The sequence below is a fragment of the Mucilaginibacter pallidiroseus genome, assembly GCF_007846085.1.
In the GTDB taxonomy this organism is placed as follows: Bacteria; Bacteroidota; Bacteroidia; order Sphingobacteriales; family Sphingobacteriaceae; genus Mucilaginibacter; species Mucilaginibacter pallidiroseus.
This window is the reverse complement of sequence record NZ_VOEJ01000003.1, coordinates 499,001-523,764: the sequence shown is the minus strand read 5'-3', so window position 1 is coordinate 523,764 and position 24,764 is coordinate 499,001. Positions and strand designations below refer to the sequence as shown.

The 24,764-nt window shown below is 42.8% G+C and carries 23 protein-coding genes, 1 tRNA gene and 1 pseudogene; 16 read left to right on the top strand and 9 right to left on the bottom strand.

Annotated features, from left to right (window positions below):
* A pseudogene (locus tag FPZ43_RS19510) lies at positions 1–153 on the bottom strand (glucosamine-6-phosphate deaminase); the annotation flags it as partial.
* 106 nt (positions 154–259) lie between these two features.
* Between FPZ43_RS19510 and FPZ43_RS09315 the strand changes: the two are divergent.
* Positions 260–1,453, top strand: a complete 1,194-nt coding sequence (locus tag FPZ43_RS09315) for an anhydro-N-acetylmuramic acid kinase (RefSeq protein WP_146381608.1) — start codon at positions 260–262, stop codon at positions 1,451–1,453.
* 250 nt (positions 1,454–1,703) lie between these two features.
* Here the strand turns inward: FPZ43_RS09315 and FPZ43_RS19270 are convergent.
* Positions 1,704–1,815: transfer RNA gene (locus tag FPZ43_RS19270), tRNA-Asp, on the bottom strand.
* Positions 1,816–1,966: 151 nt separating this feature from the next.
* Between FPZ43_RS19270 and FPZ43_RS09310 the strand changes: the two genes are divergently transcribed.
* The 3 genes from FPZ43_RS09310 (at position 1,967) to FPZ43_RS09300 (ending at position 3,629) form a co-directional block, all read left to right on the top strand.
* Positions 1,967–2,443: an Lrp/AsnC ligand binding domain-containing protein gene (locus FPZ43_RS09310; protein ID WP_146381606.1), complete on the top strand. Its 477-nt coding sequence runs from the start codon at positions 1,967–1,969 to the stop codon at positions 2,441–2,443.
* Between the two features lie 241 nt (positions 2,444–2,684).
* Positions 2,685–3,158, top strand: a complete 474-nt coding sequence (greA, locus tag FPZ43_RS09305) for a transcription elongation factor GreA (protein WP_146381604.1) — start codon at positions 2,685–2,687, stop codon at positions 3,156–3,158.
* Between the two features lie 66 nt (positions 3,159–3,224).
* Positions 3,225–3,629 (top strand): HIT family protein, encoded by a 405-nt coding sequence (locus FPZ43_RS09300; RefSeq protein WP_146381602.1) that lies wholly within the window; start codon positions 3,225–3,227, stop codon positions 3,627–3,629.
* Positions 3,630–3,766: 137 nt separating this feature from the next.
* Here the strand turns inward: FPZ43_RS09300 and FPZ43_RS09295 are convergent, their stop codons facing one another.
* From FPZ43_RS09295 to FPZ43_RS09280, 4 genes are all read right to left on the bottom strand, one after another.
* Entirely contained in the window at positions 3,767–4,702 is a 936-nt protein-coding gene (locus FPZ43_RS09295; protein WP_146381599.1) for a hydrogen peroxide-inducible genes activator, read from the bottom strand.
* A 251-nt stretch (positions 4,703–4,953) separates the two neighbouring features.
* Positions 4,954–6,798: a glutamine--fructose-6-phosphate transaminase (isomerizing) gene (glmS, locus tag FPZ43_RS09290; RefSeq protein ID WP_146381597.1), complete on the bottom strand. Its 1,845-nt coding sequence runs from the start codon at positions 6,796–6,798 to the stop codon at positions 4,954–4,956.
* A gap of 12 nt (positions 6,799–6,810) precedes the next feature.
* Positions 6,811–8,280, bottom strand: coding sequence for a DUF4270 domain-containing protein (locus FPZ43_RS09285; RefSeq protein ID WP_146381595.1), 1,470 nt, complete (start codon positions 8,278–8,280; stop codon positions 6,811–6,813).
* Between the two features lie 15 nt (positions 8,281–8,295).
* A complete protein-coding gene (locus FPZ43_RS09280; protein ID WP_146381594.1) occupies positions 8,296–9,120 on the bottom strand; it encodes a glycogen/starch synthase in 825 nt (274 codons plus the stop codon).
* A 150-nt stretch (positions 9,121–9,270) separates the two neighbouring features.
* Between FPZ43_RS09280 and panC the strand changes: the two genes are divergently transcribed.
* The 4 genes from panC to FPZ43_RS09260 all read left to right on the top strand — a co-directional run bounded on the left by panC (position 9,271) and on the right by FPZ43_RS09260 (position 12,149).
* Positions 9,271–10,101 carry a pantoate--beta-alanine ligase gene (gene panC, locus FPZ43_RS09275; protein ID WP_146381592.1) on the top strand — a complete coding sequence of 277 codons (831 nt, stop codon included), beginning with the start codon at positions 9,271–9,273 and terminating at the stop codon, positions 10,099–10,101.
* An 87-nt stretch (positions 10,102–10,188) separates the two neighbouring features.
* Positions 10,189–10,539, top strand: coding sequence for an aspartate 1-decarboxylase (gene panD / locus FPZ43_RS09270; RefSeq protein WP_146381590.1), 351 nt, complete (start codon positions 10,189–10,191; stop codon positions 10,537–10,539).
* Between the two features lie 86 nt (positions 10,540–10,625).
* Positions 10,626–11,621 (top strand): energy transducer TonB, encoded by a 996-nt coding sequence (locus FPZ43_RS09265; RefSeq protein ID WP_146381589.1) that lies wholly within the window; start codon positions 10,626–10,628, stop codon positions 11,619–11,621.
* Between the two features lie 75 nt (positions 11,622–11,696).
* Positions 11,697–12,149: a hypothetical protein gene (locus FPZ43_RS09260; RefSeq protein WP_146381588.1), complete on the top strand. Its 453-nt coding sequence runs from the start codon at positions 11,697–11,699 to the stop codon at positions 12,147–12,149.
* Between the two features lies 1 nt (position 12,150).
* On the opposite strand, the gene FPZ43_RS09255 is transcribed toward FPZ43_RS09260, so the two are convergent.
* On the bottom strand, positions 12,151–12,702 hold the full coding sequence (locus tag FPZ43_RS09255) for a hypothetical protein (protein ID WP_146381587.1): 552 nt from the start codon (positions 12,700–12,702) through the stop codon (positions 12,151–12,153).
* 357 nt (positions 12,703–13,059) lie between these two features.
* On the opposite strand from FPZ43_RS09255, the gene carB reads away from it, so the two are divergent.
* The 8 genes from carB to FPZ43_RS09215 all read left to right on the top strand — a co-directional run bounded on the left by carB (position 13,060) and on the right by FPZ43_RS09215 (position 23,492).
* Complete coding sequence (gene carB / locus FPZ43_RS09250; protein ID WP_146381586.1) at positions 13,060–15,876, top strand: carbamoyl-phosphate synthase large subunit; 2,817 nt, start codon at positions 13,060–13,062, stop codon at positions 15,874–15,876.
* Between the two features lie 61 nt (positions 15,877–15,937).
* Positions 15,938–16,657 (top strand): hypothetical protein, encoded by a 720-nt coding sequence (locus FPZ43_RS09245; protein WP_146381584.1) that lies wholly within the window; start codon positions 15,938–15,940, stop codon positions 16,655–16,657.
* A 147-nt stretch (positions 16,658–16,804) separates the two neighbouring features.
* The gene (locus FPZ43_RS09240; RefSeq protein WP_146381582.1) at positions 16,805–18,955 is read left to right on the top strand and encodes a S9 family peptidase; all 2,151 of its coding nucleotides are present in this window, start codon (positions 16,805–16,807) and stop codon (positions 18,953–18,955) included.
* Positions 18,956–19,202: 247 nt separating this feature from the next.
* Positions 19,203–19,583: a hypothetical protein gene (locus tag FPZ43_RS09235; protein ID WP_146381581.1), complete on the top strand. Its 381-nt coding sequence runs from the start codon at positions 19,203–19,205 to the stop codon at positions 19,581–19,583.
* A 202-nt stretch (positions 19,584–19,785) separates the two neighbouring features.
* A complete protein-coding gene (locus FPZ43_RS09230; RefSeq protein WP_146381579.1) occupies positions 19,786–20,163 on the top strand; it encodes a hypothetical protein in 378 nt (125 codons plus the stop codon).
* A 57-nt stretch (positions 20,164–20,220) separates the two neighbouring features.
* A complete protein-coding gene (locus tag FPZ43_RS09225) occupies positions 20,221–21,759 on the top strand; it encodes a YifB family Mg chelatase-like AAA ATPase (protein WP_146381578.1) in 1,539 nt (512 codons plus the stop codon).
* A gap of 67 nt (positions 21,760–21,826) precedes the next feature.
* Positions 21,827–23,038: a glycosyltransferase family 4 protein gene (locus tag FPZ43_RS09220; protein ID WP_146381577.1), complete on the top strand. Its 1,212-nt coding sequence runs from the start codon at positions 21,827–21,829 to the stop codon at positions 23,036–23,038.
* 82 nt (positions 23,039–23,120) lie between these two features.
* Complete coding sequence (locus FPZ43_RS09215) at positions 23,121–23,492, top strand: response regulator (RefSeq protein ID WP_146381575.1); 372 nt, start codon at positions 23,121–23,123, stop codon at positions 23,490–23,492.
* Between the two features lie 76 nt (positions 23,493–23,568).
* Here FPZ43_RS09215 and FPZ43_RS09210 read toward each other — a convergent pair whose 3' ends face one another.
* Positions 23,569–24,363, bottom strand: a complete 795-nt coding sequence (locus tag FPZ43_RS09210; RefSeq protein ID WP_146381573.1) for a succinate dehydrogenase/fumarate reductase iron-sulfur subunit — start codon at positions 24,361–24,363, stop codon at positions 23,569–23,571.
* Between the two features lie 63 nt (positions 24,364–24,426).
* Complete coding sequence (locus FPZ43_RS09205; protein ID WP_261381038.1) at positions 24,427–24,762, bottom strand: four helix bundle protein; 336 nt, start codon at positions 24,760–24,762, stop codon at positions 24,427–24,429.
* Positions 24,763–24,764 lie beyond the last annotated feature (2 nt).

The window sequence follows — 24,764 nt, the reverse complement described above, 5'->3', positions numbered from 1 at the left end:
GCCCAGTACTGCGGGCTTGCCTTGTGCCTGTTTGCTGCGGATCAGCGCTGCTATGCGCCCCGCTACTGCCAGTGAGGCCGTCTGCTGATCGGCATATACCGTTACCGGCAGCTTCTCATAACGTGTCTCTTCCAATAAATTTAATCTTGCCATATGTTGATTAGGGTTGCTATCCCATGTAAGGGGTAAAACAAATATATGCTAAGTATGCTATAAAGGCAGTTAAAATTTAAATTTGTATCGGTACATCACCTCGCTTATGCCCGCATTAAATCAAAATTTAAAAAAGCTGTTCTATATCGCCCAAAAAGAAGAAAAACTGGGCATCGGCCTGATGTCGGGCACATCGCTGGACGGGCTTGATATTGCGCTTTGCAGTTTTAAAGGCAGCGGTATTGGCACAACTTTTAAGTTGCTGCGGTTTACAACCATCCCATACCAGCAGGATTTCAAAACCGAGGTGCAGCAGGTATTTGCACAAAAGCAGGTGAGCCTCGAGAAACTTTGCCTGCTTAACGAATACATTGGAAATTTTCATGCCGGTTTAATATTACAGGCATTAAAAGATTGGAACATAAATCCAAAAGACGTCGATTTTATAGCCAGCCATGGCCAAACCATTTACCATGCGCCACAGCATCAGCATAAACAAGAAGGATATGGCAATGCAACCCTGCAAATTGGCGACGGTGACCATATCGCTGTAAAAACAGGCATACTAACAGTAAGTGATTTTAGGCAGAAGCACATTGCTGCCGGCGGAGAAGGTGCACCGCTTGCACTTTACGGAGACGTATTATTAGGTAGCAAAGCCGGCGAAAACCGGATACTCTTAAATATTGGTGGTATTGCCAACTTAACCTATTTGCCCGGCAATGGCAATTTAAGCGAGGTGATGAGTACAGATATTGGCCCGGGAAATACTTTAATAGATGCTGCCTGCCGCGCTTACTTCGATAAGCCATTTGATGAAGATGCACAAATTGCAAAGAGCGGCGTTGTTGACGAAGTTTTACTTGATGCCCTGATGCATCATCCGTTCTTCAACGAGGCATTACCAAAAACTACGGGGCCCGAACTCTTCAATTTAAACTATGTTGCAGATGCGCAGCAGGCAACCCGCACCTTAAACATTGCCAAGGCAAACCTTGTGGCTACCCTAAGCGCATTTACTGGTCGGGTTACGGCTAACTTCATCCGCAGTAATTTTGATATCGAAGGCTTAAAGATATTTGCAAGCGGTGGCGGTGCGCGTAACCCATATATTATCGACTATCTGGAAAAAGCTTTACCAGGCGTAACAATAGGCAATACTGTTGAGCTGGGCATCGATCCGGATGCTAAAGAAGCTATATTGTTTGCCCTGTTAGGTAATGAGGCACTTTGCGGCGAACCGTTAATTATCGGCCAAAATCCTGCAGTGTTAATGGGTAAGTTCAGTTTTCCTGTATAAAATTAAAAGCTAAGTAGTTTTCAGGATTTATTGTAAAAAAGTAAAGCTCCTGATGGGCAGGAGCTTTTACTAACCAATTATAAACCTAAATTATGAGAAGAGCTGTAGGAGAAGGGGTCGAACCTTCAAAGAGTGGTTATTCTTATTGCTAAGAGTTTCCCATGATCTCCGCCACCGCGACAAGGAGGTGTGTCTGCCAAAAATTTCACCATCCTACAGGATATAAGTCCGATTTCTCACATCGGAAGTGCTGTTGGGGAAGGGTTCGAACCTTCACAGAGTGGTTAGCCCGCTTCGGGTTTTCCATGATCTCCGCCACCGGGACAAGGAGGTGTGTCTGCCAAAAATTTCACCACCCAACATTGTTTATTTTTAAAAGAACGATATGCAATTGTCAATTACTTTATACAAAAGTAAGGGACTTGATAATTTCTTGCAAATATTTCAATAAAATATTTTTATTTTTATTTGTTTTTTAATTAAACTTGTATTTAAATAAAGATATTAAAATTTATGCCTCACAGGAAACCTCAAAATTTAGAAATTGACAATCTTGATATCCAAATCTTATCAATATTGATGAAAAACGCGACAACTCCTTACACCGAGATCGCAAAAGAGTTGATCGTTTCTGGCGGTACCATACATGTGCGCATGAAAAAGCTGGAAGAGCTTGGCGTTATTAAAGGTGCCAGCCTTGAAGTTAACCCGCAAAAGCTGGGTTATGACGTTACAGCGTTTTTAGGCATATTTCTTGAAAAAGGTTCGCAATACAACGAGGCTGTTAAGCAATTAAAAAACGTACCCGAAATTGTTGAGTTGCATTACACAACCGGCAGCTGGAGCATTTTCGCTAAAATAGTTTGCCATGATACTAACCATCTGCGCGAGGTATTGAACGAGCAGATACAAAGCGTTAAGGGAATACAACGCACCGAAACCTTTATATCTTTAGAGGAAAGCATTAAAAGGCAAATCACGCTGGAGTAAGCAATACAGCGTTGGCATAATATTAAGTGAAAGGCAGCGACAACAATCGCTGCCTTTTTGCTGCCGTTTAAAAAATTTGGATTATAAAACTTAATTGTATTATCTTCGTTTAATTACCAAAGCAAGACTATGGGGCAAGCTCCCCGTAGTCTTGTTTGTTTTTTAAGGCCATTCGCTCTCCTATTTTACAAAATAGCAGGGCGGTTTTTTTTGGCCATTATCCTAAATTAATAATTGTATTATGGCAGAGGTATCTTACTATACCAAAGAAGGTTTAGAAAAATTAAAAGAGGAATTACAGTACTTAAAAACTACAGGACGCACTAACATAGCTAACGCCATTGCCGAAGCACGCGACAAAGGCGACTTGTCTGAAAACGCAGAGTACGATGCTGCTAAAGAAGCGCAGGGCCTGCATGAAACTAAGATTGCCAAAATGGAAGAGGTGCTTGCAAACGCACGCATACTTGATGAATCAAAAATGGATACATCAAAGGTTTTGGCTTTATCTATCGTGAAAATAAAGAATACCAAAAACGGCGCTACTATGAGCTACCAACTGGTATCAGAAACCGAAGCCGACTTAAAGGCGGGCAAAATATCTGTATCGTCACCAATTGCTAAAGGTCTTTTAGGCAAATCCGTGGGAGAAAAAACGGAAATCATGGTTCCGGCTGGCAAAATGGAATTTGAAATCCTGGAAATCAGCAGGTAAAAATATATATACCCGGTTGATGTTATAGTCAACCGGGGATTTCCACATCCCTCAACACATCTACTCATGAGCATCTTTTCAAAAATCATAGCAGGCGAGATTCCCGCACATAAGGTTGCCGAAACCAACGAGTTTTTGGCGTTTTTGGACATCAGCCCATTAGCTGAAGGCCATGTTTTGGTTATTCCAAAAAAAGAGGTCGACTATATTTTTGATATCGATGACGAGACGTATATGGGCTTGCAGATGTTTGCCAAAATTGTAGCAACCGGTATTAAGAAAGCTATACCCTGCAAAAAAGTTGGCGTGGCTGTTATAGGCCTTGAAGTGCCTCATGCACATATACACCTGATACCGATGAACCGGGTAGACGATATGAATTTTTCGCGCCTAAAACTTTCACCAACCCAGGATGAACTGGCTGCAACCGCGCAAAAAATTGTTGAAGCATTAAGGACGGTTACAAATTAGTAACGCGCAGAACACAACAAAATAGACTACTGAGTTTGCAAAACGTTCATGCTGAACTTGTTTCAGCAACCCACTTGTCAATTTACTATCTATCTATGATGCCGAAATAAATTCGGGATGACGTTTTTGACTTATGCTTAAATATCCATTATCTCTTTCTTCTTTTTGGTGCGCAGTCGCTTGGGTACAAATTCTAGTATTTCATTTTTAAGCGCCTCTATCATCCGGCGCTTTAAAAAATTACGGTGAATTACTATACTTACCTCGCGCGCCGGTTCGGGGCTCTTGAAATAACGCACACGGTCCCACTGCTTTTCATTCATATCGGCAAGGGCAAGCTCGGGCAAAATAGTAGCACCGTTGTTCATGTCAACCATGCGTTTCAATGTTTCTACGCTACCTGTGTTGTACTCAAAGTGCTGATAGCCTTTGGTAGCCTTTCGGCGCTGGCAAATGTTCAACACCTGTTCGCGCATGCAATGCCCTTCGTTAAGCACCCAGATCTCCTCCATGTCAATATCGTCGGGTGTGATGGTTTTCTTCTTGAATAATTTGCTTTGCTTGGACGCATAGGCTACAAAGTTTTCGTAAAACACCGGAATTTCGGTAAGGCTGCCTTCATGCAGCGGGGTAGACAGTATGCCGCAATCAAGCGTACCTAATTTTAATTGCTGAATAATCTGCTCTGTTGTTTGCTCCCATATGGCCAGTTTTACTTGCGGGTACTTGGCAATAAAACCATTCATTATCTTGGGCAATATGTATGGGGCCACCGTCGGAATAATACCCACCCTTAACTCGCCCGAAAGCTCCTTCTGCCTGTCGCTTATAATTTCTTTGATCTTTTCACTTTCGGCCAGCAATACTCTCGCCTGTGCTATAATTTCTTCGCCAATTTCTGTTGGGGTTACCGGTTGCTTGCTGCGGTCAAATAACTTTACACCCAATGTATCTTCAAGCTTTTGCACCTGCATACTTAACGTAGGCTGGGTAACAAAACATTTTTCGGCGGCAGCTACAAAGCTGCGATATGTATCAACAGCTACTACGTACTCTAATTGGGTAATTGTCATTCAATTAATAGATGATCTCTATGCAAATATATAATAACAATCGAATTTGCCTATCGAGCATTTTGCTGATGTTTAATTTGTTGCTAAATACCTATCGGATTATGATTTTTGGCAAAAGGCCTTCAGTTCACTCTTTAGTAAGCCATAAAAAAATGTCGGCTTAGGTTTAGATTTGAGACATTAAAAGTGAGTACACAGTATTAACCAACGTCGCAATTAACCCTGGCGCTTTGCATCCGTCTCAAATCTAATTATTCAACCGTTACCGATTTAGCAAGGTTACGGGGCTGATCTACATTGCAGCCGCGCATAACAGCTATATGATAAGCCAACAGTTGTAAAGGGATAGTGGCCAGTAAAGGCACAAAAGCCTCGGCAGTTTGCGGTATTTCTACGACATATTCGGCCATATCTTTTACCGTTGTATCGCCTTCAGATACAATGGCAATTACATGTCCGCCACGTGCCTTTACTTCCTGTATGTTACTAATCACTTTCTCGTAAGATGAGTTTTGGGTAGCGATAAAAACCACGGGCATATCGGCATCAATTAGCGCAATAGGGCCGTGTTTCATTTCAGCGGCCGGGTAGCCTTCGGCATGTATGTACGATATCTCCTTAAGCTTTAACGCACCTTCAAGCGCCACAGGGAAAGAACTTCCCCTCCCCAAAAACAAACAATTAGCCGAATCTTTAAATCGCTCGGCAATTATTTTTATTTGCTCGTTTGCTTTAAGCGTTTGTTCAACAAGCGCAGGTATACTGTCAAGCTCTGTTAAGTATTCCACAAGTTTGGCCTCGGTAATTGTACCGCGCTGCTGTGCTACATAAAAAGCTATTAGCGTTAATATAGTAACCTGGGCAGTAAAAGCCTTGGTGGATGCCACGCCAATTTCGGGCCCTGCATGGGTGTAAACGCCCGCATGCGTTAGCCTTGGTATAGATGCACCAACAACATTACAAATGCCAAATATGGTTGCACCCCGCTCCTTAGCCAGTTCTATGGCCGCCATGGTATCGGCCGTTTCGCCCGACTGTGAGATAGCAATTACCAGATCTTTATCCGTTATAATAGGATTACGATATCTAAACTCTGAAGCGTACTCAACCTCCACAGGCACACGGGCATATTCTTCAATTAAATACTCACCAACCAGCCCGGCATGCCATGAAGTGCCGCAGGCTACAATAATTATCCTATCGATATTCTTAAGCTTATCAGCGTAATCCTTTATGCCGCCCAACTGTACAAGCCCTTTTTGGGGGTAAATACGCCCACGCATGCAATCCCGAATAGAACGCGGCTGCTCATATATCTCCTTCATCATAAAGTGATCGTAGCCGCCTTTCTCAAGCATTTCCAGCTTAAGTTCTAACTCTTGTATGTACGGTTCTTGTATGGTGTTATCAATATTTTTTACCAGCAGGTCGTCTCGCTTAATGTAAGCAATTTCATTATCATTAAGGTAGATCACGTTCTGCGTGTATTCTACAATAGGGGTAGCATCTGATGCTATAAAGTATTCGCCTTCGCCCACACCAATAACCATAGGGCTACCTTTGCGTGCAGCTATAAGCTCGTCGGGCTGATCGGCATTTGCAATTACTATGGCATAAGCGCCCACAACACGGTTAAGCGCAAGGCGCACGGCCTCCTGCAGGCTCTTACCCGTATTTCGCTGTATATCTTCTATAAAGTGTATTAATACCTCGGTATCGGTATCGCTTTTAAATACATGGCCTTTTGCTAAAAGCGTTTCTTTGATGCTGGCGTAATTCTCGATAATGCCATTGTGGATAATGGATAGTTTACCATTGCCCGATAAGTGAGGGTGCGAGTTGCGATCGCTCGGCTCGCCATGCGTAGCCCAACGGGTATGGCCAATACCGGAGGTGCTTTTAAGATACTCGGCACCGTTTACGTGGTCTTCCAGATCGCTAACCTTGCCGGCCTTTTTAAAAACCTGGAGGCCGTGTTCATCATCATTCAGGGCCACGCCGGCACTATCATACCCGCGATACTCTAAGCGATGTAACCCTTTTATAATTATGGGATAGGCCTCTCTGTACCCAATGTAACCTACTATGCCACACATAAATTTTAAGATTTAGATGCGATGACGCGGCAATACAAAAAAGTACAGCGGCTGCCAACGCTTAATTAATAAGCAATTGAAAGCCGCTATAGTTTTACGATTTATTTTTGTGTAGGTAATATTTAGCCTGATGCGGTTTGATGAATTTTTACCGGCGATAACAGAGCGTTCGGCGTATGATGGCGTAGCAGCAATATCAATTGCTGTTGTGCTTATCGTAGGGTTTACGGGTGCAATATAAAGGCCGTAATCTTTTGCCCTATCCCTGATCAAATCCTGGATATAAGCCGTTACGGTAAAATGATATTCGCCTGTACTTTTCATATAGTAACCACCAAAAGCCGAAAGCGCGTTTGCGCCGCGGGTATCTGCCGTATTGGCGTCCGGCAATAACGCCCTTTGCCCGGCTATGTCCAACTGGTAAAGCGTAAGCTTAGATGCAGGAGCATAAGGTATATTGGTACCTGGTGCAACCTTTACAACAAGCTCAACACGGTTCAACACTACGTTGCCCAAACCGGCAACCACATTTTTAATATTAGGAAAAGTAATTTTACCACGTAATCCAGCAAGCCCTTGTAAGTAAAAGTTATTCGACGCAGTAGGGTTACTAATGGCGGCCTGGATAGTTGAACTATAAGTATGTTTGATATTTACAGCATGCTGAGTTGGCGTAACAGGCATGGTCACCATTGCGGTATCCACAACACCGCTGGTAGAGTTGCGCGATTTATAATATACTGCGATCCGTGCGGAGTCCATATTCAGCATGATATTACCCCCCGGCCCGGTTGTTTGATTTTTATTGAGCGTTATAAAAAGCCCTTTAAACGCATTTTGGAAAATAGCGTCCGACTTAAGATTGTTATCACCTTCAAAAAGGTTGTTATAAATAAATGCTGTATTCATTGGCACCCTTACTTGCGGTACCAACCTTACTAAAGTATCTGCTTTACCAGCTACAATATTATACACCCTTACACTATCATTTGGCCTTGCAGTAAATATTTTAGTACCAATTACATCCTGGTTATAACTCCAGGTTTTATTGCTAAAATATGTAGTGGATGCTTTCACCTGCTCTTGCAACTGATGTACATTCAACTTAAACCTTGACGTTAATGAGTCGCCATAAAAGCCGGCGGCGTATGGCAGGATAAGCATTGCAGAATCGATACTAAGTACACCGGTTGGGATGGTGTATGCAGTTCTGCCGGGCAGCGATAACGATGCTGCAATATCAGATTGAGTAACACCAAAAACAGGATCGTTGAAATAGGATAATGCCGATCTTGAAAGCCCAACTGTTGCTACCGTATCATCAGGGATAGTGGCAACAGTCATGCTGCTATCAACTATCATACTGCCGTTTAATTGATTACCGGGATCAACGCCTAAGCCTATCTCGTCCTGGTTTTTACAGCTGCTCAAAATAAAAAGACTTATTAACAGGGTTAATAAGCCTAATTTGTAAAATTTCATATATAGTTTTAAAGCTTATGCAACATTAACCAATTCGTCATTGGTAATTTCGTCGTAAAAATTGTAATAATTTTCGAAATCAGAAGTGGAAACGTAATCCAATACCGATTTATTGCTGCTTTTAACATTATTTAACACCTCCGGCGCGATATTCTCACTACCAAGAACTATGGCATCACTGTACTGAATTGCACCTGCATATAAAGCCGAGTTAGTGCCTTCTTTATATACTTCGGTGTTCTCCTCCGTCATATCGCCCATAACCGCTTTACGTGCAAAGTCGGCATCAAGCTTCTCATTAAACTCGTTTTCATAAATCGAGTAAATAACTTTAGAGCTTTTAAAGGTAGGGTCGTCCTTGTAAGTTGTTTTTAAGTAAGCCGGCACCAATGCGCTCATCCAACCATGGCAGTGTATAACATCCGGTGCCCAACCTAATTTTTTAACGGTTTCTAAAGCACCTTTGCAAAAGAATATCATGCGCTCATCGTTATCGGCATAAAACTTACCGTCTTTATCGTTGAAAACATGCTTGCGTTGAAAATACTCTTCGTTATCTAAAAAGTAAACCTGCATGCGCGCAGCCGGTATTGAGGCTACTTTGATGATAAGCGGATTATCGTTATCATTGATGATGATGTTCATCCCCGATAAGCGGATAACCTCATGTAAACGGTTCCTGCGCTCATTGATATTCCCAAAACGCGGCATCAAAATGCGAATTTCAAAACCTTTTTCCTGCATGGCTTGCGGGAGCTGGCGTGTTATTTCAGCAATTTTTGAGATTTCAAGAAAAGGAGACATTTCATGAGTTATGAACAGTAGCTTAGATTTACCCATCACTAATCAGAATTATAAATGTAAGAAGTCAAAAAATTTTGAGTGTGCAAATATAAGCATTATAATATGAACTAACAACCAGTTACACAATAGCTCTTGCTAATTTTTAATGAATTAACCACCTTTGCCAGATTTTTGTAAAGCATTATTTTGAAAATATTTACTACCCGCCACGATATACAAGCATACCTTAAAACCCTGGGCAAACAAACCATTGGCTTTGTACCAACCATGGGCGCCTTGCATAACGGGCATTTATCATTGATAAGTAAAGCAGCCAGCGAGAATGACGTTGTGGTATGCAGCATTTTTGTAAACCCAACCCAGTTTACAGACGCTAAAGACCTGGAAAATTACCCACGGCCAATTGAAGAAGACATAGCTAAACTGGAAGCGATTAATTGCGACGTGTTGTTCAACCCGGGTGTAGATGATATGTATGATGGCAATGAGCATTGGCATTTGAATATTGGGCAGCTGGAATTTTTGCTTGAGGGCGAATTTAGGCCGGGGCACTACCAGGGCGTAATGCAGGTGGTTTACAAATTGCTTGATATAGTAAAACCTACACGCCTTTACATGGGCCAGAAGGACTACCAGCAGATTGCCGTGATAAACCGCATGTTAGCTATTAAAAACATACCTGTAGAAATGGTAATGTGCCCTATAGAGCGCGAACCAAGCGGCTTGGCCATGAGCTCGCGCAACATTCATTTAAGCGATGACGACAAGCAGCACGCCCTTGTATTATCACGTGCTCTGCAGTGGGTTAAGGATAACTTTGACAATAGCCGCATAGCCGATCTGGAAGAAAAAGCTAATGATATGCTGCAAGCCGAGCCTGGTGTACAGCCCGAGTATTTTGAACTTGCCGACGGGCAGACCCTCCTGCCTGCCGACGCCAGTTCAGAAACTATTGTTGCTCTTACAGCCGCAAAGGTTGGTAAAACAAGGCTGATAGATAATATGTTGATTAAATAGCGGCAAGCTTTTGTTAACAACAAATGTTTACTTTATCCAAACTTTTGGCGGTAGGCTATCCACTAAATTTATTTATACCTTTGCACTATGGTAATTGAGGTATTAAAATCAAAACTGCATCGTGTTAAAGTAACGCAGGCCGAATTAAACTATGTTGGCAGCATTACTATTGACGAGGATCTTATTGATGCAGCTAATATCATCCCTAACGAAAAGGTGCAAATTGTTAATAATAACAACGGCGCCCGTTTCGAAACATACGTTATAAAAGGCGAACGCGGCAGCGGCACCATCTGCTTAAACGGAGCAACTGCAAGGCTTGCACAGGTTGGCGATATCGTTATCATTATGTCTTACGCGTACATGGAGGCCGAAGAAGCCCGCAAATATGAGCCTATCCTCATCTTCCCGGATGTAAATAATAAGCTTATAAGATAGTGAAGCGAGCTCTATAGCTGTTTAGCCCGTAACTACTATTGTTATTTATTGGTTAACTATTATCTTTGGGTTAAATCTAACCTATCATGATAAAGTATGCTTTTATTATTTTTTCATTAATAGCTTTCCCGGCAATTTGCTTATCGCAGCAACAAACCGCTTATTACTTAAATCTTGAAGGCGGAGTAACTTTTAATAAAGACAGTGCAGCTACAATAAGAATTGTAACCGCTCCCGAAAACAGTAAAGATTTACTTACCGTAGCGGATTACTATAAAAGCGGTAAAAAGAAAAGACTTTATAAGTCAACTGCACTATATCCAATCAAAATACACGGGGCACTTTTATCATTTTATGAAGATGGGCGTCGTCATACCATTGAAAACTATGTGTATGGGCGTAACACAGGCGCACTATACGAGTACTATCATAACGGGCAACTTTATAACAGGAAAGAATACCCGCTCCCTGCTGATCCGAAAGCAAAAGCATCTGCAGATAATAAACCAACTATCGATTTCAATTACACTATTCCCGAAGCTTACGACTCGTTAGGCAAAGCAACGGTTGTTGACGGGAACGGAATATTTACAATTTACACAGAAGACTTTATAGACATTGCAGAACAAGGAGCACTCAAGGGCGGGAAACGCGACGGCATTTGGAAAGGCCATGATCAAGCTATGGGCCTGACATTCGAAGAGAAATATGCCGACGGCGTACTCGTATCAGGAAGTTCTTTTCACGATGGTATAACAACTACTTATGCAACTAATAGAGATGTACCCGCTAAATTTGTTGGAGGCGATGCCGCCTTTTCTCGCTTTTTAGCGAAACAAATTAGGTATCCTGCGCCCGACAGAGATCGGCGTGTACAAGGTACGGTTGTGTTATCTTTTGACATCGAAAAAGATGGCTCATTATCAAACATGCGCGTTGTGCAAAATGTAAGCCCGACACTTGACGCCGAATCGCTGCGGGTATTAAGAACATCGCCTAACTGGCAACCTGCTACAAAGTTTGGCTTGCCAGTTAAAGTGTCATACAACGTGCCTATAGCATTCGGCATTGGCGTAATGTAGGTGTTTCGAGATGTTTTACAGATAAGATATCGATATTTAATTTGTTTAGCAAAGCGTACACTCTAAATCACACCTGTGAAAAACTCAATTATCCTAACGGCCTTTTTCATTCTCATCAAGATTGCCGCTCAAGCGCAGGGAACGTTTGACAATCGGAAGTTGTGCATTCGCAAGTTTATCACATCCGCGTATATTGACAAAAAAGATGCCTCTTTTATTATCAATAACTATATGTATTCAGCGCCGGATGATACTATACACCGCAAAAAAAAGGAAGCGTTAATTGCGGCATTACTTGGTAAATTAATATCAGAAACGGGTTCGGTAATTAATTCTTCAGATTACAAAATTTCAAAATATGCAGAATTTGCAGGCAAAAAAGTTAAGTTTAACACAAGTGATGATAAAAATTTTGTAGTGCTCTCGGTTAAAAACAAGCCAATTATATACTTCGCTTTTAAAGGAACCCGAATTATATCATTTTACCACATTAATAAAGGTAGCCTAAGTTACTTTTTAATAGCTTAACTTATTTAGTTCCCTCTGCAGCCGCCCCACTTTTCGCAGTATTAGCACTGGCACTAATTCCTAAACTTACTTTCAGGCTTGCTTTTACTTCAGTTTTATTGCGCAATACATAAACCATTTTTACGCGTACACTTTTTTCGCGCACCAGTTCGTCTAGCAGAACGCTGTTATCAATATCCAATACAAGGCTGCTGCCAACATTGGCGCCGATATCTGTACGCGAAGCAACCATAACTTCGCCTTGTCCGTTGGCACGGGCCATGTACACCTTTGCCGATTGCAGGTTACCGATGTTAAAATCGCGCGGGTCTGTAGCCTGTAGCCGGGCCGATGCTATGTGCACATCTTTTACGCGATCGGCATTATTGCCGCTTTTCGAGAAGTTTTGATCAAAACTGCTACCCATACTAACTGTAGTTTGGCTATTACCAGTGCTTGAAGACGCCGGGATTGCAAAAGTAGCCGTATACGGGAAACTTGATTTAATAATAGATTGTACTGAAGCGCATGAGCATAGCACGGCACAAATCACAAAAACAGAAAGCTTTTTCATAGACTAAGTTAAAGCTGCCAATTTAAAAACTAAATGATAATAGTTGGCAACGCGAGGCTAAATTACAATCTGCACGTACACGCAGTGACAATCACATGCATATTTACTTTTAAATTGCACTGCCTGCAACAGCCCGCGTGCTTAATATAAGCTTTTAAACACTTGTTAGCATATGTTTTTTTGAAAAATCAATTAAACAATCCTTAATAAATTCTATCTTTGCACCCCGACAACGAAGTCGGAATTTCCAGGCTTTCAGCGTATAGTATTTCAAGTCAGTAGTCAGCAGCTAAAAGCCTACCAAACCCGGCCCCGCTCTCGACGAAGGACTTAGGACTTAAGACTTTAAAAAAGACTATGCCCAAAGACACTTCCATTAAATCCGTTTTAATTATTGGTTCGGGCCCTATTATTATAGGCCAGGCGTGCGAGTTTGATTATGCAGGTTCGCAAGCAGCCCTGTCGCTAAAAGATGAAGGTATATCTGTATCTATCATCAACAGCAACCCGGCAACCATCATGACCGACAAAGTTATTGCCGACCATGTTTATTTATTACCGTTAAACTGCGACAGCCTCGAGCAAATCCTTACAGAGCAACAAATTGACGCTGTGTTACCTACAATGGGTGGCCAAACTGCGTTAAACCTCTGTATAGAAGCTGATGAGCGTGGTATATGGGAAAAATACGGGGTAAGAATTGTTGGTGTTGATATTGCCGCTATCGAGAAAACCGAAAACCGCGAAGCGTTTCGCCAGCTAATGGTTGACATTGGCGTAGGCGTTGCTAAATCAAAAATTGCCAACTCATTTCTTGAAGGTAAAGAAGGAGCGCAGGAAATTGGTTTCCCGTTGGTTATACGCCCAAGCTACACGCTTGGCGGTAAAGGAGCCGGCTTCGTACACAAAAAAGAAGATTTTGACGCTGCACTAAACCGCGGCCTGCAGGCATCGCCAACCCACGAGGTTTTGGTAGAGCAGGCTGTATTGGGTTGGAAAGAATATGAGCTTGAGTTATTACGTGATAACCGCGACAACGTAATCATCATCTGCTCTATCGAAAACTTCGACCCGATGGGTATCCATACCGGCGACTCGATAACCGTAGCCCCGGCCATGACCCTGAGCGACCGTTGCTACCAGGAAATGCGTAACCAGGCCATCAAAATGATGCGTGCCATTGGTAACTTTGCAGGTGGCTGTAACGTACAGTTCTCAGTAAATCCGGCTAATGAGGAGATCATCGCTATCGAAATCAACCCGCGTGTATCGCGCTCATCGGCATTAGCATCAAAAGCAACCGGCTACCCAATTGCAAAAATTGCTGCAAAACTGGCTATAGGTTATAACCTTGATGAGATAGAGAATCAGATCACCAAAACTACTTCAGCTTATTTTGAGCCTACGCTTGACTATGTGATCGTTAAAATCCCTCGCTGGAACTTTGATAAATTTAAGGGTGCAAACAAACAGCTTGGCCTGCAAATGAAATCGGTAGGTGAGGTTATGGGTATTGGCCGCAGCTTTATTGAGGCTTTACAGAAAGCTTGCCAAAGCCTGGAGATAGGCCGTGCCGGCCTTGGTGCCGATGGCCGCCAAAGCCGCAACCTTGATGAGATAATGCACAGCCTTGAGCATCCAAGCTGGGACAGGTTGTTCCACGTTTATGATGCCATGAGCCTTGGCGTGCCAATCGAGTCTATCCGTAAAGTAACCAAAATTGATCGCTGGTTCCTGAACCAGATCCAGGATGTGGTTAACATGGAGACCGAACTTCGTCGCTATTCATTAAACAACATACCAACAGACTTCCTTTACACGCTTAAGCAAAAAGGTTTCTCTGATACGCAGATCGCTTATATATTAGGTAACGTAACCGAAGAGGATGTTTACCAACGCCGTAAGGAGTTAAATATCCACCGCGTGTATAAAATGGTTGATACCTGCGCTGCAGAATTTGCCGCAAAAACACCTTACTATTACTCAACCTACGAGGGTGAAAACGAATCTGTAGTATCTGATCGCAAAAAGATCATCGTATTAGGTTCGGGCCCTAACCGCATAGGCCAGGGTATTGAGTTTGATTATAGCTGCGTACATGGCCTGCTTGCTGCAAAAGAGGCCGGTTACGAAGCTATAATGGTTAACTGTAACCCTGAAACTGTATCTACCGACTTTAACATGGCCGACAAGCTATATTTCGAGCCGGTATTCTGGGAGCATGTTCGCGAGATCATCGATCTTGAAAAGCCGGAAGGTGTTATTGTACAGTTGGGTGGCCAAACGGCACTTAAAATGGCCGAGAAGCTGCACCAGCATGGCATCAAAATCATCGGTACGTCATTCAATGACATGGACATTGCCGAAGACCGCGGCCGTTTCAGCGATTTGTTGAAAGAACTTGATATTCCTTACCCTAAATACGGTGTAGCCGAAAGCGCTGAAGAAGCACTTGAAGTTGCACATGAAGTAGGCTACCCGGTGTTAGTTCGCCCAAGCTACGTACTTGGCGGCCAGGGCATGAGCATCGTAATCAACGATGAAGATTTGGAGAAAGCGGTGGTCAACTTGTTGAAAAATTTACCCGGTAACCGTGTATTAATTGACCACTTCCTTGACCGTGCTGCCGAAGCCGAATCGGATTCAATCCATGATGGCGAAGACGTTCACATTATCGGTATGATGGAACACATCGAGCCTGCCGGTATCCACTCCGGCGACTCATACGCGGTGTTGCCTCCTTTTGACCTGAGCGATACTGTAATTGAGCAGATAGAAGAATATACTGAAAAAATAGCCCGTGCACTTAACGTACGCGGTTTATTAAACATCCAGTTTGCAATTAAAAACGATAAGGTTTACGTGATCGAGGCCAACCCGCGCGCTTCACGTACAGTACCGTTTATAGCTAAAGCTTACGATGTGCCTTACATCAACATCGCTGCGAAGGTAATGCTGGGCGCTAATAAACTGAAAGACTTTACCATTGTGCGTAAACTGAAAGGTTATGCCATTAAAGAGCCGGTATTCTCTTTCGATAAGTTCCCTGAAGTAACTAAAGAGCTTGGGCCTGAGATGAAATCAACCGGCGAGGCTATCAGGTTCATCCCTAATTTGATGGACCCATACTTCAGGCATCTATACAAAGAAAAATCAATGTATTTGAGCAAATAATTCGGGCTGGCACCAGTTTTGAATTTACAATTAGCCGCTGTAGTGATACGGCGGCTAATTAATGGTTTTATTTAGTACTATTGTATTGAAACTTACTTTGAAGAACAGCCATCCGGTTGTTAATTTGAACGATTTTAACGCTGAAGAAATTAGCGACGTATTACTACAGATCGAAAGATCTTTTAATATACAGTTTAATAATGAGGACCTGCAGGAAGTTAAAACCTTCGGTGTATTATGTGACCTTGTTGTGCACAAGCTAAAATTACAGCATGCCGATAGCTGCACCACGCAGCAGGCATTTTACAAATTGCGTAACGCCATAAACAGTAAAAACCCAACCGAGAAGTTTTTGCTTAAACCACAAACCAAACTTTGCGAGATTTTTCCGCGCGATAACCGTATCGAGGTTGTTGGTGATATTGAAAATGAGCTTGGCTTCCACATGAATTTGCTGCAGCCAAAGCAAGGCGTTGTATGGGCATTTACCATATTGTTGCTGGCATCAATAGGCTTATCGTTTTTAAACAATACCGCCGGTTTTGTTTTGGGTGGCATTGCTGTAACCTGCCTGGTATTGGCCGGCAAGTTCGGTCGCGAGCTTAAGGTAAAAACCCTTGGCGACCTTGCCGAAAAGATTGCGCGTGAGCACTATCTAAAGTGCCGCCGGGATGCATCAACCGTTAACCGCACCGAGGTTGTGCAAAAAGTAAAAGCGCTTTTTGCAGATTACCTTGATCTTGAACCGACCATGCTTACAAAAGAGGCAAGATTAGTTTAAATAGATCAAAAAGTATTTATGAAAGCGATGGTTTACAACCATCGCTTTTTTTGTTTAGGCGCTTTTTCGCGCTTGTAAAAATAAACTTACACATATGGGTATTGCGCTATATTTTTATAAACTTTAGCCTTTAAACATTTTACATACATGAAGTTATTTATACCTGTTAGCAGGGCAACTATGCTGGCTTTAGCCATGACTGCATTTGCTGCCAACGCGCAAAAAAAGCAGCTCACTACCGGGCAAATGCTCAGGAACGAGCCAAATAAAATTGTAGCCCCACTGCCGGCCATTAACGGTTGGGCCGATGATACGCATTACATTAAAGGAACTTTCGGCCGCCGTAGCGGTGGCGGTGGCAGCACACAGGTTGACGTACTCACCGGTGCCGAAACGCCTTACACCCCGCCCCCTGCAAAAGGTACAACGGTTGCTATTAAAGACCGTGATATATATTTAACCAAAGTTGATGGTACCGAAACACGCCTCACCAAGACAGCCGACGTTGAACAAAACCCTACGCTTTCGCCGGACGGCAGCAAGGTGGCCTACACTTTTGGCGGCAACCTCTACATTATAGATGTGGCTACAGGCAAGCAATCACAAATAACTAATGATGGTACCGATGTTATTTACAACGGTTATGCATCGTGGGTTTACTATGAGGAGATTTTGGGCAGGCCAACGCAGTACCGCGCTTTCTGGTGGTCGCCGGATAGCAAGAACCTGGCCTGGATGCATTTTAATGACACCCGCGTGCCTATGTTCCCGATCTACAACTCTGAAGGGCAGCACGGCTTTACCGAAAATACCAGGTACCCTGAAGCAGGCGACCCGAACCCGGAAGTTAAAATGGGCTTTTACAACCTTGCAGGTAACAAGATAACATGGGCCGACTTTGATGAAAAGGCCGACACTTACCTGGGCACGCCATTTTGGTCGCCCGATGGAACATCGCTTTGGATGCAATGGATGAACCGCGACCAAAACAACCTTAAAGTTTACGCGGTGAGCCCGTCTACAGGTGCCAAGAAAGAGATCTATAACGAAACACAAAAAACCTGGCTGGATTGGTTTGATGATATCGATTTCCTTAAAGATAACCAGGGCTTTATTGTTAAAACAGATAAAAGCGGATGGATGCATCTTTACTGGTATGGTATGGACGGCAAGCTTAAATCGCAAATTACAAGCGGTAATTACACTGTAACCGGCCTAAAACACATCGACGAGAAAAATAAGCTGGTATATTTTACCGCCCGCAAAGAAAACTCTGCACGGGTAGATTTCTACAAGGTAAACTTTAATGGCAAAGGCTTGGTAAGGCTTACCAGCGGCCAGTACAACCACAACATCAGCCTATCGCCAAATGGCAGTTACTTTACCGACTCTTACTCAAACGTAGCAACGCCTACAAAACTTGCCGTGTACGATAATAAGGGCAAATTAGTAAAGGATATTGCAGATAGCAAGGGCGAGGAGTTTAACGATTACGAATTAGCCACCACCCAACTGCTGCGTGTTAAAACCAGCGACGGATTTGATTTGCCGCTCACCCTTATGCTGCCTACAAACTACCAGGCAGGTAAAAAATACCCGTTGATCATCAGCATTTATGGCGGGCCGAATGCCGGCACCGTGATGGATAACTGGCGTTTTAGTGGTCAAAGCCAATGGTGGGCCAAAGAAGGTATCATCCAGGTAGCGCTAGACCACCGTGCATCGGGCCACTTTGGTAAAATGGGCCAAAACTATATTTATAAAGATCTTGGCAAATGGGAAATGGCCGATTATATCACAATGGTTAAATACCTGGAAGATAAATACGGTGCCGATCCTAAAAAGATCATGATAACCGGCGGCAGCTACGGTGGCTATATATCGGCCTACGCATTAACATATGGTGCCGATGTATTTACACACGGCATAGCCAATTTTGGGGTAATGGATTGGTCGCTTTATGATTCGCACTATACCGAACGCTATATGGGTACACCAAAAAACAACCCTGAAGGTTATAAAAGCAGTTCGGTGTTAACACATGCTGATAAGTTGAAGGGCGTATTGCGCATTGTACATGGTACTATGGACGATAACGTACATATGCAAAACAGCATCCAGTTGACATCAAAATTGCAGGATTTAGGTAAATCTTTCGAGTTTATGCTATACTCGGGTCAGCGCCACGGCTTCCGCGATCCGGCAAAGGCCGCGCATCAGCAAATGGAAACAAATAAGTTCATTTACAAATACCTGTTAGAAAAACCTTACCCCGAAGCAGATTTTAAACGCAAATAAGTAAAAGCCAGGTTAACGCCTGGCTTTTTCGATTTTAAACCTTTTGTTATACAACCAGTCAAATAGTCAACGGTCAAATAATATTATGTTTTGCTTGTGCCGTTTTTAAGTTTATAAAATTCTGTTAAAAATTATTTTTCAAAACATTGTACTATTAAACAAAGTTATTTGTATAATTGACTAAGCGATTGCAAAATCTTAAAAGAATGCACAGTCGAAACTATCCGTTAACTTAAATATCTGCATTATGTTAAAGTCTTATCAATCCGTGCTTGTACCAGTATACAGGTGGAGCTTTAAAAATTTTGGTTTAGGCGGTTCATTACCTCGTTTTAAATCGCTTTTTAACGTAAGCTTTTTGCTTATTATAGTTCTTACCAACTTGATGGTGTTGTTAAAGCTGATGATAAAATCAAACTGGATAACTTTTAACCCAACTGCGTTTGTAGCTATTACTGGTGGGGCAATCCTGTTTATGCTAGTTAACCATTTTATAATGCTTAACAATAAATTATTAAGATCAGTAAACATGCGTTTAGCTTCTGTAAGCAAACGTAACATCAATATATTTTCGATACTGCTGCTTGTAAACGTATTGTTTGCCTGCGGTCTGTGCGTGATCAGGTAGTTAATTTTCTAAGAACGAGAAAAGGGAAAGGTGCACTTAGTTGTGCCTTTCCCTTTTTTAATTTATGCCGAACACCTATCTACATCCTAACAAAATATAGCTTATAGCGGCTAAAAAGGGCAAATTTTAAAACCTAATGCAGCAAAATCCAGTATAACAGCTTTGGCCATTCCAAATAATCTGGAGTGCCACATCTATCTGCATGTATCTATATAAATTCGCGTTTGTTAAAGTTTACACGTTCATAAAGTTGTTTGGCACCAGCGATAGTAACAGTGGGGCAATTACTTTTTCGGTTTTAATGGCAACGGTCTACATTAATTTGCTTACCATTTGTAATGCCATCCAGTTGCTTATGGGCACTAATAAATTTATTGGCTATGTTGATTTTACCTGCCTTATGTTGCTGTTTGCTATCGATTATAAATATTCGCTGCATACGCTAACCTGGAACGTACCTGCTCCCGATAAAACATCCACACAAAACAACTCGTTAACGGGATACTTAATTGTGCTGTTTTACATTACGCTCTCCGCATGGTTACTTATAATTACACGTGGCTTGCTTGCAGCCCTTTAATTAACAAGCGCAGCACTCAAATAAATTATATATCTTTCGGCATATAAAACCTTACACGTGTTAGTTAAAACCTTTGGAAGCGCCGTATATGGCATTGAAGCCATTACCATAACGGTTGAGGTGAACATTGCGCCAGGCACCAAATACTTTGTTGTGGGCCTGCCAGATGTTGCCATTAAAGAAAGTTATTTCCGTATAGATTCGGCCCTTAAGAATTGCGGTTACCGTATGCCGCGGCAGCAGGTGGTGGTGAATATGGCCCCGGCAGATATCAAAAAAGAAGGCTCAGCGTATGACCTTACCATTGCAACCGGTGTATTAGCCGCATCTGGGCAAATTGAGGCAGACAACCTGGACAAATACCTCATCATGGGTGAACTATCCTTAGATGGCAGCTTACAGCCGATCAAAGGTGCTTTACCCATTGCCATACAGGCGCGTAAAGAAAAATACAAAGGCTTCATACTCCCTAAACAAAATGCGCGTGAAGCTGCAATTGTAAATGATCTGGAAGTTTACGGCGTAGAGAACATAAAACAGGTTGCCGATTTCTTTAACGGCACAGCTACACTCATCCCTGAATTTGTTGATACACGTGACGAATTCTTCAACAGCCTTACCAATTACGACAGCGACTTTAGTGAAGTACGCGGCCAGGAAAACATTAAGCGTGCGCTTGAAATAGCGGCCGCAGGTGGCCACAATGTTATTTTAATAGGCCCGCCGGGAGCCGGCAAAACCATGCTGGCACGCCGGCTGCCTTCAATTTTGCCGCCACTGAGCTTGCATGAGTCGCTGGAGACTACTAAAATACATTCCGTTGCAGGTAAATTATCAACCGCAGATGCCTTGGTGACAACAAGGCCGTTCCGCTCGCCGCATCACACCATATCAGATGTTGCGCTTGTTGGTGGCGGCAGCAACCCGCAGCCGGGCGAAATTTCGCTTGCGCACAATGGCGTCTTGTTTTTGGATGAATTACCCGAGTTTAAACGCAGCGCATTGGAAGTAATGCGGCAGCCGCTCGAGGAAAGGCGCGTTACCATATCGCGGGCCAAGTTCACTATTGATTATCCCAGCAGCTTTATGCTGGTAGCCAGTATGAACCCATGCCCTTGCGGATACTACAATCACCCCGAAAAAGAATGTATCTGCCCGCCGGGAACAGTACAAAAATACCTGAGCAAAATATCGGGCCCGCTGCTTGATCGCATCGACCTGCACGTCGAGGTTACGCCGGTTAATTTCAGCGAGCTGTCTTCGGAACGCCTGGCCGAGAAAAGCGAGTTTATACGTGAGCGGGTAATAAAAGCCCGCGATAGACAGATAGAACGTTTTGGAACCCGCCCCGACCTGCATGCTAATGCCCAGATGAGCCCTCAACTTGTAAGAGAAATTTGCAAGATAGATAACGCGGGACAAATGCTGTTAAAAAAGGCCATGGAAAAACTTGGCCTGTCGGCACGTGCTTATGATCGTATCCTTAAAGTGTCGCGCACCATTGCAGACCTTGCCGGCAGCGAAGAAATACTTTTAGAACACCTGGCCGAGGCTATACATTTCCGCAGTTTGGACAGGGAAGGATGGGCCGGCTAAATTAACTGTATAGTGTTGTGTTAAGCACGCCTTGTTTTATAGCTTGTGCTGTAAATCTGCACAAGCTATGCCCACTCAACAATCGTTAGCATCATGTCGGCAAAAAAAGATAGTTATACTGGCCAACTTTGCTACCAATATTGTTAACGGCCCCTACATTGTTATCGAGAACATTGCCTTAAATGCTTACAATCTTGGCTACAGATGCGAGCTATGGGGTATCAGCACCGAGGAGGACATCAACAATTATCCGTTTTACCGCCACTTTAATGACGATCTGTTTAAATTTGAAGTGTCGGACAAGTTAAAGCAACAACTTATTGCCGACAGGGATGACATTGCCTGCATAAACCTGCATAGCGTTTTTACACCAAATAATATAGCTATAGCCAGGTATGCTAAGTCGCTTGGAATAGCCCTTTGCCTTACGCCGCAAGGTGCTTACCATAACTATTCTTTTAAACGGAATTTTTTAAAAAAGGCAATCTTTAATTTTCTTTACGAAGAGCAATTTTTAAAAAGCATCGACTACTTTTTTGTTCATGGGCAGCAGGAGGAAAATTTTATTAAACGATACTCATCCAAGCCCTGCTATACATTGCTAAACGGCGCACCGGCTATAAACATATCTAAACCCGCCCGCAAAAAATATATTAAAGAAGATGGCCCACTCCGTATGCTGTTTTTGGGCCGGCTGGATCCATTACACAAGGGCCTTGACGTGCTGATTAAAAGCCTTGCAACTTTCAAAAACGGCGAGGTGAAGCTTACCATAGCAGGCCCGCAATTTAATGCAAAAGCACAAGCGCAGATAATCGAATTGATAGCCAGGCTTGGCTTATCAGATACGGTAACGATATGCGGCCCCGTGTATCAGCAATCAGAAAAAGAGCATCTGTACGCCAGCCACCATTTATTTGTGCATACATCACGATGGGAAGGCGTACCTACTGGGGTTTTAGAGGCGCTGCTGTACGGAATGCCGGTATTGGTATCAAAAGAGACAAATCTTGCAGATGCAGTTGTAGCTGAAAAGCTAGGTTTAGCGGTGCAAAATCTTACGCCTGAAGAAGTATCCGAGCAAATCCGCACGTTTTTGGATAATCCCGAAGAGCTAAACACTTTTGCAGAAAACGCCTATCGCAAAACACCAACAATATTCAATTGGGCATCTATAGCGCAACAATATGTTAACTACGTGCTGGACGAATGTGCAAATAAAGCTAATAATAGCAAAGCAACCATCCCAAAGGCCGCCGCCGTTGACTATTTATCATGAACGGGATAAGCTTTATACTGTAAGGTAAATTATTTGCTTTTTTTAAAAGTTATTTTTAGATTCATGCCCGCTACTTTTGCCCATGAATGATAACGCACGGAAAATCATCATATTCGATGATGATGAAGATATTTTATCCATTTGTAATTACATCCTCGAGGAACAGGGCTGGGAGGTTTCCACATTTACTAACTGCAATAACATAATAGAAAAGGTTTCCGGTATAAAACCTGATGTTATATTGATGGATAACTGGATTCCGGACAATGGTGGTATTGTGGCAACGCAAACTTTGAAAAGGGACCCGGACTTGAAACATATTCCTGTTGTTTACTTCTCGGCCAACAGCGACATTCAGTTATTGGCTAATCATGCAGGAGCCGAAACTTACCTTGCCAAACCTTTCGATCTGGAAGAACTTGAACGGATTATAAACGGCGTTTTAGTAAAATAATACGTTGATAGATTAAACAAAAAGCCCCAATTGCAAATGCAATCGGGGCTTTTTGTTATACAACGACAAGTTACAATTACTCGCCGCCTACGCCATGATCATGAACCCTGTCTTCGCGGAATATTTTCGCGCTGAAGAAGTCATTATTCATACGTGATATATTAGTAAGTGATATTTCTTTAGGGCATTCGGCTTCGCAAGCACCGGTGTTGGTACAGTTACCAAAACCTTCTTTGTCCATTTGTGCAACCATTGCCTGCACACGGCTGTAGCGCTCGGGCTGTCCTTGTGGCAACAAGCCTAATTGAGTGATCTTAGCTGATGTAAACAACATTGCAGATGCGTTTTTACAAGCTGCCACACAAGCACCGCAACCAATACAGGTAGCCGAGTTGAAAGCCTCGTCAGCTACAACCTTTGGTATAGGTGTTGAGTTTGCATCAGGCACACCACCAGTGTTGATAGATATGTAACCACCGGCCTGCTGTATACGATCAAATGCAGAACGGTCTGTAGACAAATCCTTAACAATTGGGAAGGCTGCCGAGCGCCAGGGCTCGATAGTGATGGTTTCGCCGTCGCTAAAGCTACGCATATGCAACTGGCAGGTAGTAATACCACGCTTAGGGCCATGCGGGCGGCCGTTGATATATAATGAACACATACCGCAAATACCCTCGCGGCAATCGTGGTCAAAGTTTATTGGCTCGTCATGTTTCTTGATCAGGCTCTCGTTTACCACGTCGAGCATTTCAAGGAATGACATATCAGGCGAAATACCTTCGGCTTTATAGGTCACAAACTTTCCTGCAGTTTGCGAATTTTTTTGGCGCCATACTTTCAGCGTCAGGTTCATGTTTCCGTGACTCATAATCTTAGATTTGAGATTTTAGATATGAGATGTGAGATAAGCCCCACTACTCAAATCCAATACCTATTTGCTTAACATTTGCTGGAACGCATAATTCATTTTTTGCAGTTCCTCTATTTGTCTCAATAATTCGTTTAAAACATCAATCTGAAGCAATCCTAGCTTATTTGCAATTACAAGCTGGGTTTGTACTTCATATGAAGATCCCTTAGCGATTCCTAAAAAGTTACAAAACTCTTTGTTTGAATTTCTGCCGGCACCTTCTGCAATATTTGAAGGAATTGATATAGCAGCTCGCCTTAGTTGACTTGTAAGTCCAAAACGCTCATCTGCCGGGAAATTGGAAGAGGCCTTGTAAATATCAACCGAAAAGTCGATAGCCTTATTCCAGATTTTCAATT

What these genes read in the sequence shown, in the direction of transcription:
- FPZ43_RS09235 (WP_146381581.1), top strand. Translation starts at nt 19,203, where the DNA reads ATGTTAAAGTCTTATCAATCCGTGCTTGTACCAGTATACAGGTGGAGC.
- FPZ43_RS09245 (WP_146381584.1), top strand. Translation starts at nt 15,938, where the DNA reads ATGGTTTTATTTAGTACTATTGTATTGAAACTTACTTTGAAGAACAGC.
- FPZ43_RS09285 (WP_146381595.1), bottom strand. Translation starts at nt 8,280, where the DNA reads ATGAAATTTTACAAATTAGGCTTATTAACCCTGTTAATAAGTCTTTTT.
- FPZ43_RS09310 (WP_146381606.1), top strand. Translation starts at nt 1,967, where the DNA reads ATGCCTCACAGGAAACCTCAAAATTTAGAAATTGACAATCTTGATATC.
- panD (WP_146381590.1), top strand. Translation starts at nt 10,189, where the DNA reads ATGGTAATTGAGGTATTAAAATCAAAACTGCATCGTGTTAAAGTAACG.
- FPZ43_RS09215 (WP_146381575.1), top strand. Translation starts at nt 23,121, where the DNA reads ATGAATGATAACGCACGGAAAATCATCATATTCGATGATGATGAAGAT.
- FPZ43_RS09300 (WP_146381602.1), top strand. Translation starts at nt 3,225, where the DNA reads ATGAGCATCTTTTCAAAAATCATAGCAGGCGAGATTCCCGCACATAAG.
- glmS (WP_146381597.1), bottom strand. Translation starts at nt 6,798, where the DNA reads ATGTGTGGCATAGTAGGTTACATTGGGTACAGAGAGGCCTATCCCATA.
- carB (WP_146381586.1), top strand. Translation starts at nt 13,060, where the DNA reads ATGCCCAAAGACACTTCCATTAAATCCGTTTTAATTATTGGTTCGGGC.
- FPZ43_RS09315 (WP_146381608.1), top strand. Translation starts at nt 260, where the DNA reads ATGCCCGCATTAAATCAAAATTTAAAAAAGCTGTTCTATATCGCCCAA.
- FPZ43_RS09295 (WP_146381599.1), bottom strand. Translation starts at nt 4,702, where the DNA reads ATGACAATTACCCAATTAGAGTACGTAGTAGCTGTTGATACATATCGC.
- FPZ43_RS09255 (WP_146381587.1), bottom strand. Translation starts at nt 12,702, where the DNA reads ATGAAAAAGCTTTCTGTTTTTGTGATTTGTGCCGTGCTATGCTCATGC.
- greA (WP_146381604.1), top strand. Translation starts at nt 2,685, where the DNA reads ATGGCAGAGGTATCTTACTATACCAAAGAAGGTTTAGAAAAATTAAAA.
- FPZ43_RS09220 (WP_146381577.1), top strand. Translation starts at nt 21,827, where the DNA reads ATGCCCACTCAACAATCGTTAGCATCATGTCGGCAAAAAAAGATAGTT.
- FPZ43_RS09265 (WP_146381589.1), top strand. Translation starts at nt 10,626, where the DNA reads ATGATAAAGTATGCTTTTATTATTTTTTCATTAATAGCTTTCCCGGCA.
- FPZ43_RS09240 (WP_146381582.1), top strand. Translation starts at nt 16,805, where the DNA reads ATGAAGTTATTTATACCTGTTAGCAGGGCAACTATGCTGGCTTTAGCC.
- FPZ43_RS09230 (WP_146381579.1), top strand. Translation starts at nt 19,786, where the DNA reads ATGTATCTATATAAATTCGCGTTTGTTAAAGTTTACACGTTCATAAAG.
- FPZ43_RS09210 (WP_146381573.1), bottom strand. Translation starts at nt 24,363, where the DNA reads ATGAGTCACGGAAACATGAACCTGACGCTGAAAGTATGGCGCCAAAAA.
- FPZ43_RS09280 (WP_146381594.1), bottom strand. Translation starts at nt 9,120, where the DNA reads ATGGGTAAATCTAAGCTACTGTTCATAACTCATGAAATGTCTCCTTTT.